Source organism: Nodularia sp. LEGE 04288 (assembly GCF_963896525.1).
GTDB lineage: Bacteria > Cyanobacteriota > Cyanobacteriia > Cyanobacteriales > Nostocaceae > Nodularia.
Genome location: NZ_CAWQOY010000111.1, coordinates 1 through 12,765 on the forward strand (window position 1 = coordinate 1; position 12,765 = coordinate 12,765).

A 12,765-nucleotide genomic window follows, 5' to 3' on the forward strand; every position below is an offset into this window, starting at 1 on the left:
CCCCCAACCCCCTCCCCGCAAGCGATGAGGGGGCTAAGATGTACCTTATATCATTGGAAACTGCTGTAGTTTTAAACCGTTCCTAAGTTGCGAGGTAAAACAATGCCTCTAGCACCCATCATCCGGGAATATATTCTTCCGTGGACATCGTGTGTGATTACATCAGCCACCACTGCCGATTCTGACTTGGATTTCACTTGGCAAGAGATATACATTTTTTCACCAAATGGTAGGTTGGCAAACTGCTCAAAATTATGGATTTCTGAAGGTAAACAACCTACTTGATGAAAATATTGTGACCAAATCCACAGTGAATGTATCTGAACATCAACAATATAAGGGTTGAATGTTTGGACTGGAAACTGCCCTTGTTTTGTTGCGTCTAAGTTAGGCAATAGGCAATCTATAGTTATTGTCTCAGGGCTAATATTTAAAACACTTTGTACGCCCTGGAAAGCGGAACCATGAAATAAGCTTGATGCTCCGTTTTGATAAAATGATGCGCTGATATCGAGGTTTGTTCGTTCGGGGTTAAATAACTCATAGGTGGGAGCTACTGGAATTTGTTGCCGTAGTGTGATATTAGCACTGAAATGATAACGAGTTTTCCCAGAATTGTTACTCCATATTTTAGCCTGAAATTCGATTTGATTGTGATCAGATTTAGGAGAAACTTCTAAATCTAAAATGTATTCATTGGCTTGATCACCATCAAAGATAATTCCTTTCAAAACTTTGAAGTTTTGGCAACTAAAGAATTTGTAACCGGGATAGAGTTGTTCACAGGTATTAGCAATCCAGGCAAAGGCACAGGTGGCGGGAAGAACTGGTTTACCGGCAATCACATGGTCAGATAAAAATGGGTTTGCTGCTAATGTTAATTGCCTCTGGATACGAAAGCTTTTTAACTCTGGGCTGAATGCTTCTGGAGTGTAGACAAGAGGACTACCAATTACTATTTGTGTGGTTTGGTGGTGTTTTTGTCCCAGTTGGGAAACTAACGTCTGCGCTCCAATTTCCTGGGGAATTGTGGCGATATTTCGTTCAGCAAAAGCTTTTTTTAATTCTGGAGATACCATTCCACTATCCCAAGGTCCCCAATTAATTGCGACTACATGACAATGAGGATGGTTGCGTTTGAAGAGATGGGCTGATTTGTTGAGAATTTCATTAGCGATCGCATAATCTGATTGTCCCACGTTGCCATAAAAGCCGACCACAGAGGAAAACAGCACTAAATATTGCAATTCACTAGCTGGGATACAGCGCAGCAGGTTTTCTAAACCGTTCACTTTCGCCGCGTAAACCGTTTCAAAATCTTGGACTGTTTTCTTCTCAATCCGCTTATCAGCGAGATTCCCGGCTCCATGAATAATTCCTGTAACTGCACCCAAACGCTCAACTGCACTAGCAACTTCCAGAGAAAGGGCGATCGCATCGGTAATATCCACACTCAAGTATTCTGCTTGTCCACCCGCCTGCTCAATGGCTTGTAAGGTGGCGGCTATTTCCCTTCTGGATGCAATCCTTTGAAACTTTTTCTGCACCATTGCAGGTGTAGGTTTATCTCCTTTAGCGACGAAATCTTCCATAATCCGCTTTTTCAATTCCGCTTCGCCGAGGTAACCTTCCGCCCATACAGGTTCAGGTTCAGCAGCAGAACGACCCAGGAGAATAAATCTGCATTGATAACGTTGTGCTAATTCAATCACACATTTAGCTGTGATCCCCTTTGCACCCCCACTGACGAGAAATACTTGGGATTGGGGATCAGGAATTGCAGACTCAAAAATATCATCTGATTCTGGTTCACAGATTAAGGTTGTGCGTCCTTGTGAACTGTATCCCACTTCTACAACCAATCGATTATGGTCGTGAAGTTCAGCCAGGATATGCTTGACCGCAGTTTCCCCATCGAAATCAGGACTGATATCTAAGGCTCGGCAAAATACAGGTGGCCATTCCTGGTTCAAAGTTTTGGTGAGTCCGAACAATCCACTACTAATTGCACCAAAGTTAGTTTTTTGTCCTAGTCCGAACTCGCCATCCAGACGAGCCACAGTCAAGAAACAACTGCGTCCTGACTCCGCTGCTTGATTCAAAGATTCTTTGAGGTATTTAGCGGTGAGAAAAACGTGACGCAGGATAGATTTTTCGGTTTCCGGATAGCAGACATGATGACTGGTATTTTGCAGACTTGAGGGATTGAGATGAATGAATGCGGCAACTTTACCATATTCATGTGCGATCGCCGTTAATTGTTGTTGTAAATGCTCCTCGCTCAAATCTGACAGAACTACGCGATTGATGCTGTCAGGTAAAGGCGATTGTTTACCAATCAACGTTTGAGGAAAACTTAAAACCACGGTTTTCCAGCCCCGCTTGCTTAAAGCCTCAGCTAACTTTGTCGTAGTCAGGGAACCATCATCGGTGAGCAAAGCAATATGCTGTGCAGGTAAGGTGAAATCTAAAAAATCAGGTTCAGGAAGAAATTTCAGTTTAACCGGACTGCGGCGAACTAGGGACTGGCTCTGAGCAGATAAATTGCTCCCTACTACTTCCACTCTTTCCCCCCTGCTCCCTGCACCCTGCACCCCTGCCTCTTCTACCGTCTGTTCTATGTAATCCACGATTTCTTGCAGGGTACGCAGTGGAGCCACTTCTTCCGGGTTTGGCTGGGGTAAATCGGGGTATAGCTCTAATAATGCTCCCAGAATTTCCACACGTTTGATGGAATCAATCCCCAAATCAGCTTCAATATCCATCGACATCTCTAACATTTCGCTGGGGTAGCCTGTTTTATCACTCACAATGGTGAGCAGTATTTGGCTGAGATGATCTGGAATTGGAGAAGGTGAGGGAGATGTTACAGTTTCGGCTTCAGGAGTTTCTGCTTCTAATACCTCATTGCTGGTTGCAGCAGGGGTGACTGAGTTTGCTGGTGCTAAAGTCCTGATATACTCAGCTATTTCAGCGAGGGTGCGTAGCTGTCCCAATTCCTCTGGATTCGGCTGGGGTAAATGGGGATATATTTCTAATAATGCTCCCAGAATCTCGACGCGTTTGATAGAATCAATGCCCAAATCAGCTTCAATGTCCATCGACATTTCTAACATTTCGCTGGGGTAGCCTGTTTTATCACTGACAATGGTGAGCAGAGTTTGGCTGAGGGTAGCAGCATCAATATCTACTGGTGGTGCAGCTACTATGGTTGCAGTTTGATTCTCGTTGGGCGCAATAATATCTAGAACTGGTATTGTTTGATGATGTGCGCCGTTACCGTTGCCATTACTATTCCCGTTACCGTTGCCATTAACCTTGCCGTTACCATTCCCATTACCATTCCCGTTACCATTAGTGGAAACAGGCTGAGATTTATTAGCCACATCCGATGCACTTGTGACTGTAATAGGCTGATATTCTGGGTATGAAGGAATAGTAGAACTATCTTGATATTTGAGCGCGGAGATCAGACTGTTGGGAGTGATATCATCAGAGGTCGGCAGTTGATGTTGCTGAACTAATTGGAAAAAGTTATTCGTATATTCTTGCTGATAGTTGAGATACTGCTCATGAATGCGGAGGCTGTCAGCTTGATGCTCGTGGAACCGCATGATGCTACGCTCTGTACTGGAGATAGCCAGTTGCTGAGTTTGCGGTTGTTGCTGAATAAATTTACCATTCCCCCACAAGATATGCTGTTGTTGCATCAGCCCGAAGAAGGTTTTGGTATATTCTGTCTGATGTTTCAAAGACTGTTCATGAACCTGCAAGATGTGACGTTGATGGCGATTGAACTCGATCAGGGTGTACTCTAAGTTATCGATCGCTCTGTGATAATTCACAGATGCTTCGGAATTGGTTGGTGTAGACTTGCTATCCTGTGCATCTGATTTCCCGTTGTTCATAGATTTAGTTCGACCATTGACTGCTATTGCTATGTTCTCTGTAGGTATGGCTTGGCCAAGCCAGCTCTCAGAAGTGAAAAAGTCTGGTGTTGCTGAGTGATGATTCGCAACTGCGGCTGATTGCTTACCGTTGCTAAGGGGCAATTTTGCTTGATGCCCATTTTGTAGAGCTTTTTCAAAAGCCTGCTTTGTCTTGTCCGACACATAGTTAGTGCTATTTAAGCGAACATTCAAGACTTGATTTTGAGGTTCTGTGGGGATGGGGCGCTGCACTTGGTAGGGGTCGAGATTGAGCAGCGGTAAACCAGCGACACGTAATTGTATAACAGCTTCTCGGAGAGTGCGATCGCTATTTTTTTGAGGATGCGTATTTAAGGCTACAGCTATATGGGAGCGATGACCCAGAATCTCCTTAACTAAATTAGTCAGCGTATTTCGCGGCCCAAATTCCACAAAGCAATAACCGCCTTCAGCATAAATGTTTTCAATTTCCTCTTGAAATAACACCTGACTCCCCAAATGTTCCTTGAGGATATTTTGGATAACTTTTGGCTGATTGGGGTAAGTTTTCCCCGTAAAATTCGTGTAAACCGGGATTTGTGGCGACTGCAAACTAATTCTTTCAATGGCGTTAGCAAAAGGTTTCAGAGCATAAGCCACCAGAGATGTATGAAAAGCTGCGGAAACTTTCAGCAATACAGGATGAAACCCTTTAGCCGTGAGCAACTCCTCGACCTTAGCAATTTCAGCCTTTGTCCCAGCTAGCACCATCTGTTGAGGAGAATTTAAATTAGCAATATTCACTAACGGGAAATTCTGAATCAGTTTTTTCACCTGACTCACATCCCCTTTCACCGCCAGCATGGTTCCAGTATCAAACTGAGAATCTTTGGGTGTAGCCATAGCTTGACCCCTAGCTTTCACCAAAAAGCAGTAATCCTCCTCACTCAACACCCCCGCAGCCCATAGCGCCGTCAGCTCTCCAAAGCTATGTCCAGCGACCATATCTGCCTTAAAGCCCGCTTGTTGGAGAATCTTGTACAGACCCGTACTCAAAGCCCCAATGGCTGGCTGGGCGTATTCTGTCATCTGCAAAGCTGACATCTGGGCTGCTTTTGACTCTGGATTGAATACAGGATTTGGGAAGACAACTTCTGACACAGGCTGTAAACCATCTTGGCATAAAAGCCTGTCCATCTCTGCATAAGCCTGTCGGAGACAAGGAAAGTTAATAACCAGTTCCCGACCCATTTCTAAGTATTGTGAGCCTTGACCGGAAAACAGCGCCACAACTTTCTGGTTTTTGCTGATCCCCGTTTGGCGATAGTAAATTCCTTGGGGATGCTCCCAAGATTCTGCCTGGGGCTGTTTTTTCAGCAAGTCAATGGTTTTTTGTAACAACTCCCCAGCTTGAGTCAGAGAATCAACCACAAACCCCACTCTGGCATCTGTCACCGGAACTTCTACAGCTTTCACAGCCGCAATCAATTCTGCATAATACCGTTCTCCCCCATCGGATTTTAGTTGATTTTGGATTTCTTGACAGCGCGATCGCAACTCTTCGGGTGTTTTAGCTGATATCAGCACGGCTTCACAACTATTATGTATGCGATAAGCCTGGTTGTGTTCGCTGTTGTATTCTTCCAAAACCACATGATAGTTAGTCCCACCAAAGCCAAAAGCACTGACACCAGCTCGTCTGGGTTGGTCATTGGCAGCAATCCAAGGTCTGGTTTCCGTATTTAAATAAAACGGAGAATTTTCAATATTCAGTTTAGGGTGGGGTTGAGTAATGTTAATCGTCGGTGGCAATACTTTATGATGTAAAGCCAAGGCAGTTTTAATCAGACTAGCCGCACCCGCAGCCGCTTTTGTATGTCCAATTTGTGATTTGACACTTCCCAGGGCAATATGTTGTTGTTTGGAGTTATTTTTCCCAAAAACTGCCTTGATAGAGGAGAACTCCGTGGGATCTCCAGCCATAGTCCCAGTGCCGTGTGCTTCAATTAAACCGACACTTGCAGGGGAACAGTCTGCATCTTCATAAGCACGATGTATAGCTTTGATTTGACCTTCTGTCCGGGGTGCATAGATGCTTTTATAGCGACCATCGCTAGAACTGCCAATACCTGTAATCACTGCATAGATGCGGTCATTATCTCGTTGGGCATCTTCTAGGCGCTTCAGTACCAACATTCCCACACCTTCACCCAGCATCATCCCATCGGAGTCTACATCGAAGGGTTTGACATTCTCGCTGGGAGAAACAGCCGGGGTTTTGCTGAAACACATATAAGCCATAATCGAGTTATCTGTGTCCACACCGCCAGTCAGCATCATGTCAGAACGATGTTCAACTAGCTCACTAATGGCGATTTTCAGCGCACCCAAAGAACTGGCACAGGCAGCATCAACGACACAATTCATTCCCCCCAAATCTAGGCGGTTGGCAATTCGTCCGCTAATCACATTAGCTAACATCCCTGGGAAGGCGTTCTCATTCCACTGCACATATGCGCTTTTGATTTTCTCAACGATGCTTTGTGTATCTTCATCAGATAAGCCACTGCTTTTCAGCACTTTTTCCCACACTGGATACTGCAATCTTGCGCCGAGGGGCATGGCTAATTGTCTACCGATAGCTACACCCAATACTATCCCCGTGCGTTCGCGATTAAACTGCCGAGATTCACCATAGCCAGCATCTTCTATCGCAGATTTGGCAACCAGCAAACCTAACAACTGAGAAATATCTGTAACTTCTAAGATATTGGGTGGTAACCCAAATTCCATCGGATTAAAATCGATTTCTGGAATAAATCCGCCCCGTTTACAGTAGGTTTTGTCAGGTGTTCTGGGGTTAGCGTCGTAATAATCATCTATGCTCCAACGCGAAGGCGGAACATCAGTAATACAATCAACTTTGTGAATAATGTTTTCCCAATATTCCTGTAAATTTTTGGCTTGCGGAAATATAGAAGCCATGCCGACAATGGCAATTTTGGTCTTTTGCAGTTGTGTATTTATCTCGCTAGTGTTTAGCGGTACATTTCTCACCATAATTTTCTTTCCCTGTATGAGCTTCAGTAGAGAATTTTCACAATTGCGGATCTCATCTTGCAACTGTTCTAATTCAGCTTCAATTTTAGAAGCAGCCATGTCTTCAAGTTCACTACGTTGCTTGTAAAATGTATATGTGTGGAGAGTTATTCTCTGTCAATCAGCAAATTTAAAAGAATCTATTAGGTACAAAATTACTCTTATCAAATCAATTGTGGATATATGCAAAGTGGAAATCTCAGTTATTTGACAACTTGAGCGGGGATAGTTTGATATCGAAACTTCATCCTGATGCACATCATCCTATTAATTTGCTAATTGCAATTATATTAGACCCGTTGATTCTCGATTGCAACTTATATGCAACTCCAGATGTCTAACCAGGGAAAAATGCTGATAAAGCGGGATTGTTTGAGCATATCAATTGTTATTACCTACATGGTTCTGTATCAATCTCACTCAGCTAGCTCAAAAATTGCTTTCTGAATCAGCTTGATCATTGTTTTTTCTTTTCATTGCCTGTGTCTGACCAGCAGCTAATAATTTCTGCTCTAGCTCACTAATACTAATACCAAGCTCAGAAGCGGTTTTATTTTTCCACTCTTCCAGCTCAAAATCATGCTGATTGAGCCATTCATGTACCGCCAGACGTGCCATCTCCGCTTTGCGAAGAGTCTGGCGCGCTGCATGAAACATTAGCCTCTGATTATCAAAACTTGGTAACGAGAGCATGAATCGCTGTAATCTCATTTTGTCTATGCTCTTTGAAGGGCGGGAACTATTAATTCAATAGTTATTAACAGTCTGATTTATCAGTATGTCATAAAGTTAAGTTATCTTTATCAAAATTTCATAAAAATTGCATAGATTTGATTTGTTGTATTTATTGTTAACAGTTTATCAAGTTAATTATGCCATCTTTATTGTTGTATACCACTGTTGATATACCTATAAACAATATTAATTATTGCTAAACTGATTTATCTAACTAGTTTTTACATCTGCCTAGAGATTGATTCAATTTAAAAGCATAATTTTCTAGATCGGGACTATGGTCAAAAATCTCACCAGTCTGATATAGCCATTAGTAATTCCTGAGCGAATGACTACAAACCTGAGAGCTAAGGAGCCTGATGCTGGGGATAAATTAACCTATACAGCAGTTTTGATTTATTTCAACTACATCTGCCGTAGGGAACATTACTATGCCTCTCAAGGGCGAGTCTATTTACCTGGAAGTGCCTGTAGTTGTTGTATATTTAATTAATTCAAACTACTGATTAATGATTTTTTTGCGTCGAATGTAAATTTATTTACTAACAATTATTCTCTGGCTATACACAATGATACTAATTAATTATGTATCAAAACCTTCCATAAACTAAGGTATTCCAAACTGGCTATTTGCTAAAAATTATTTGCAGAATTGATGTGTGCCATTTTGCCAATTATTTATGATCAAATATGTTGCGTATGGGTTGCAATTGAGTATCATGATGTTTATTCTAAATGATGTGAAAGGTAATTAAATCCTGTGAAATTCCAAGTAGAGAAATACAGAGACATAAACTTGCTTGATTATCTCATGCTTCTATGCATGGAACTACACGCAGGATGACAATGCACTTGCATATAACTAAACCGTGCTGCATCAAGCATTCTACAAAATTAGACTGAAACGAAACTATAAAGGATTGCTGGCATGAGACTATCTGAGTTAGATCCACTCATACCGCTAATTGAGTTAAGAGAAGAACTTCTAAAGTTGCCCAAAGGCTACTCGTTTTATGAACAAGAAATAGTCGATTTCTTATCCCGACGAAGATGGCCTGAGAGTAATCGCCGTATTGATCGGACAACTTTTTGGCGTTGGAGGACTGATAACAAAATTGAGCATCAAAAATTATTCAGCCGATTGGATGTTTTGAAACTCTGCCAAATTTGCGACCATTACCGGATAGATGGCACACGTCGTGAATATTTAGCAATTTTGAACAATCAAAAAGAGGTAGTGCTAAACAAGTAAAAATACATATTGCTAAGTAGTCATTAGTCATTAGTTGTTGGGGATGCATACTCCGATAATGATTAAGGACTCTGTTCAAATCATATCCCATAGCTATGCCATGCAAGCTATCGTAGGCGTAAAAACTAATGACTAATGACCGAAAAATTTTAGATTTTGGATTTTAGATTTTGGATTGGGAATTTTTGGTACAAGCCCCTAGTACCGCAAGGCGGAAGTCAAAAGTCAAAAGTCAAAAAGCTTGTAATATGGGCTTTTCATGGATTTTGAATGGTCTGTTTATTTCCGCCGACTTGTACTAGATTTATCTGTGGGGTCAATTCCAAAATTCAAAATCGTTTGACTTGTAGCTAAATATCTCTAACTGAGAAAAAAGTGATTATGGGACCCAAAGAAAGGCAGTTATTCACAAAACCTGTAAGTCAGTGGTCAATAATTTTGGCAATTTCTCTAGCTGTAGCTACTGGGACAATTTCTTTCTACAGCTTTTCACGAAATCGTTTAACTTCTACAGTGGAACCTGCAATTACACCAATCACTTCTCCCAGGATTACGGGTGTTGCTGCTTTAGGACGTTTAGAGCCTCAAGGTGAAGTCATTCGTTTATCTGCGGCTAATTCCCAAGCTGGGGTGCGGGTGGCAAAACTTTTGGTTAATAAAGGCGATTGGGTGTCTCAAGGTCAAGTGGTGGCGATTCTGGACAGTTACGAAACTCGCCTTGCAGCTTTAGAAAAAGCCCAAAAGCAGGTTTTAGTGGCTCAAGCTAGTGTCAATCAGGTAAAAGCGGGAGCAAAAGCCGGAGACATCTCTGCACAAAAAGCCACAATTGCTCGTCTAGAAGCTGAGTTAAGAGGAGAAATTTCAGCCCAATCAGCGACGATTGCTCGTTTAGAAGCTGAGTTGCGTAATGCTGAGAGTGAAAATCAACGATATCAACAGTTATATGCAGAAGGTGCAGTTTCAGCTTCCAACTCAGATAGCAAGCAGTTACGAGTCGATACTGTGAGACAGCAGCTCAATGAAGCTCAAGCTGCGCTCAACCGGACTATAGAAACTCTCCAAAAGCAGTTAAACGAAGCTCAAGCCAGACTCCAGAGTATTGCGGAAGTCCGTCCTACTGATATTCAAGCAGCACAAACTGATGTTGAGAGTGCGATCGCCTCAGTCAGACAAGCCCAAGCCGACTGGGATTTAAGTTCAGTGCGATCGCCTATCGACGGCCAAGTGCTGAAAATTAACACTCGTCCAGGAGAAATTATTAGCAACGCCGGCATAGCTGACTTAGGGCGCACACAACAGATGTATGTAGTTGCAGAAGTCTATGAAACCGACATTCAAAAAGTGCGTCTAGGACAGTCAGCCATAATTACTAGCAATGCTTTTTCCGGAGAATTACGCGGACAAGTCACAGACATTGGTTTGCAAGTTAGTAGACAAAATATTTTTGACCTCAATCCACAAGTGAATACAGACAACAAAGTAGTTGATGTCAAAATCCGGATCGATAACCTACCTGATAACCAACCAGTTACAACTTTAACGGACTTACAAGTGCAGGTACTCATTGACATATAAATAGATGAACGCCTCAAACTCTTCCCAATGACAAAAGATAAATGACGACGGCTTTATTCACATCCGCTTACTTACATTTGAGGTTAGCTAGATGATTCTCAACATACCTCTAGCTTGGCTACAATTAGTTAAACAAAAAGCTCGCTTTATTGTCGCCTTAGCTGGAATTGCTTTTGTATCTGTGCTGATGTTTCTGCAAATTGGTTTTCAGGATGCACTCTATGCAAGTGCTACACAGTTGCATAAAAATCTCGATGGAAACCTATTTTTAATTAGTATTCAATATCAATCCCTGACATCCAACCAAAGCTTTCCCCGTCAGCGTTTATACCAGCTTTTAGGATTTGAAGATGTAGAATCAGTTAGTCCTTTATATGTACAATTTGCTAAACTCAAGAATCCCCAAACTGGTTTGAAATACCCAATATATGTGTTAGGATTTAATCCAGTACAATCGATTATAAATCTACCAAATCTTCAGCAAAATCTCCACTTAATCCGACTTCCTAATCAGGTTTTATTTGATGGTGCATCTCGCCCAGAATTTGGACCCCTGGCTAAAAATTTTGAGCAGGGAAAAACTGTAGAAGCTGAAATATTTAGCTATATTGGCTTAGTTGGTTACAAAGTCAAAGTTGGCGGCTTATTTAGCTTAGGCCCTTCCTTTGGAGTCGATGGAAATTTAATAGTGAGCAGCTCAACTTTTCTAAGGATATTCCAAGAGCGTTCTGTACAAGATATAGATATAGGTGTAATTAAGCTCAAACCCGGTGCTAACCCTGAAAAAGTTTTAGCAAATTTAGCAACCAAGTTACCTCAAGATGTCACACTAATTACTCGTGAAGATTTTATCAAATTAGAAAAAGACTATTGGACTCTGAGAACACCAATAGGATTTGTGTTTAACTTCATGGTGATTATGGGCTTTGTTGTGGGTGTGATTGTTGTTTATCAAATTCTCTATAGCAACATTTCTAATCATTTAGCTGAATATGCCACACTCAAAGCTATGGGGTTTAAAAACAAATATCTTTTAAGCATTGTTTTCCAACAAGCTATAATTTTAGCATCTTTAGGTTATGTTCCAGGTTTTGCCATATCTTTAGGTTTATATGATATTGCCAAAAATGCGACTCAATTACCTGTAATCATGAATTTAAAAAGAGCAATATTTGTATTTTCCCTAGCCATGATTATGTGCTTAGTATCAGGATTTTTGTCTACAAATAAGCTGCGAAATGTAGACCCAGCCGATATTTTTTAACTTAGTTAATTAAAATATATTCCTGCTCCCTCTCCTTAGTTTCGCGTAGCGTCTCCCTTTCGGAGAAGGAGAGGCTTGGGGTGAGGTTTCATCCCCGAAAGCATTAACCGCAGATAGAAGAGGATGAACGCAGATGGACGCAGATAAATTTGGCTCTCGACAGATTAAAAAACAATATATTGTCAAAATAGAGAATCTTAACCAATACTTGGGCAAAAAATCATTAAAATTCCAAATTTTGTTTGATATTAATCTTGCCATTAGACCCGGTGAAGTTGTTATTATGACAGGACCTTCCGGCTCCGGAAAAACAACTTTATTGACTTTAATTGGTGGCTTACGTTCTCTTCAAAATGGCAGTCTCCAATTTTTAGGACAAGAACTTTATGGAGCTAGCAATGAGCAATTAGTCAAAGTACGTCGTCATATTGGCTATATTTTTCAAGCTCACAACTTATTAGATTTTTTAACAGCCCGACAAAACGTCCAAATGACACTAGAGTTACACAAAAACATTTCCCCAGCAGAAGCACGCCGCAAAGCAGAAGCTATGCTCAATGCTGTAAAATTGGGACATCGAGTAGATTACTATCCATCGGATCTTTCAGGAGGACAAAAGCAACGGGTAGCGATCGCACGAGCTTTAGTCAGTCAACCCAAATTAGTTCTAGCCGATGAACCCACCGCCGCCTTAGACAGTAAATCGGGACGAGATGTAGTCAACCTGATGCAACAACTAGCCAGAGAACAGAATTGTGCCATCTTAATGGTGACACACGACAACCGCATCTTAGACATAGCAGACCGGATCATTCACATGGAAGACGGGCGATTAATTAAAGAAGTCGTCTGCGTCTAAAACATTTGTGAACCTCCTTCTCTCCCCTCTTGGCGTTCTTGGCGACTTGGCGGTTCAAAACATTCTTAGTAAT

General features: G+C 41.7%; 6 protein-coding genes. 4 read left to right on the forward strand and 2 right to left on the reverse strand.

Annotation, left to right across the window (positions count from 1 at the left end; genetic code table 11):
• Positions 1-71: 71 nt before the first annotated feature.
• Entirely contained in the window at positions 72-7,067 is a 6,996-nt protein-coding gene (locus AACX33_RS12805) for a type I polyketide synthase (protein ID WP_193999687.1), read from the reverse strand.
• Positions 7,068-7,436: 369 nt separating this feature from the next.
• The gene (locus tag AACX33_RS12810; protein WP_193999685.1) at positions 7,437-7,700 is read right to left on the reverse strand and encodes a hypothetical protein; all 264 of its coding nucleotides are present in this window, start codon (positions 7,698-7,700) and stop codon (positions 7,437-7,439) included.
• 970 nt (positions 7,701-8,670) lie between these two features.
• Between AACX33_RS12810 and AACX33_RS12815 the strand changes: the two genes are divergently transcribed.
• From AACX33_RS12815 to AACX33_RS12830, 4 genes are all read left to right on the forward strand, one after another.
• Entirely contained in the window at positions 8,671-8,994 is a 324-nt protein-coding gene (locus tag AACX33_RS12815) for a hypothetical protein (RefSeq protein WP_193999683.1), read from the forward strand.
• Positions 8,995-9,375: 381 nt separating this feature from the next.
• The gene (locus AACX33_RS12820) at positions 9,376-10,569 is read left to right on the forward strand and encodes an ABC exporter membrane fusion protein (RefSeq protein WP_193999681.1); all 1,194 of its coding nucleotides are present in this window, start codon (positions 9,376-9,378) and stop codon (positions 10,567-10,569) included.
• A 91-nt stretch (positions 10,570-10,660) separates the two neighbouring features.
• Positions 10,661-11,833: an ABC transporter permease DevC gene (devC, locus tag AACX33_RS12825; RefSeq protein WP_193999679.1), complete on the forward strand. Its 1,173-nt coding sequence runs from the start codon at positions 10,661-10,663 to the stop codon at positions 11,831-11,833.
• 133 nt (positions 11,834-11,966) lie between these two features.
• Positions 11,967-12,692, forward strand: a complete 726-nt coding sequence (locus AACX33_RS12830; protein WP_193999677.1) for a DevA family ABC transporter ATP-binding protein — start codon at positions 11,967-11,969, stop codon at positions 12,690-12,692.
• Positions 12,693-12,765 lie beyond the last annotated feature (73 nt).

Excerpts from the sequence above, each read along its gene's own strand:
- AACX33_RS12815 (WP_193999683.1), top strand. The coding sequence starts at position 8,671 with ATGAGACTATCTGAGTTAGATCCACTCATACCGCTAATTGAGTTAAGA.
- AACX33_RS12830 (WP_193999677.1), top strand. The coding sequence starts at position 11,967 with ATGGACGCAGATAAATTTGGCTCTCGACAGATTAAAAAACAATATATT.
- AACX33_RS12810 (WP_193999685.1), bottom strand. The coding sequence starts at position 7,700 with ATGCTCTCGTTACCAAGTTTTGATAATCAGAGGCTAATGTTTCATGCA.
- devC (WP_193999679.1), top strand. The coding sequence starts at position 10,661 with ATGATTCTCAACATACCTCTAGCTTGGCTACAATTAGTTAAACAAAAA.
- AACX33_RS12820 (WP_193999681.1), top strand. The coding sequence starts at position 9,376 with ATGGGACCCAAAGAAAGGCAGTTATTCACAAAACCTGTAAGTCAGTGG.
- AACX33_RS12805 (WP_193999687.1), bottom strand. The coding sequence starts at position 7,067 with ATGGCTGCTTCTAAAATTGAAGCTGAATTAGAACAGTTGCAAGATGAG.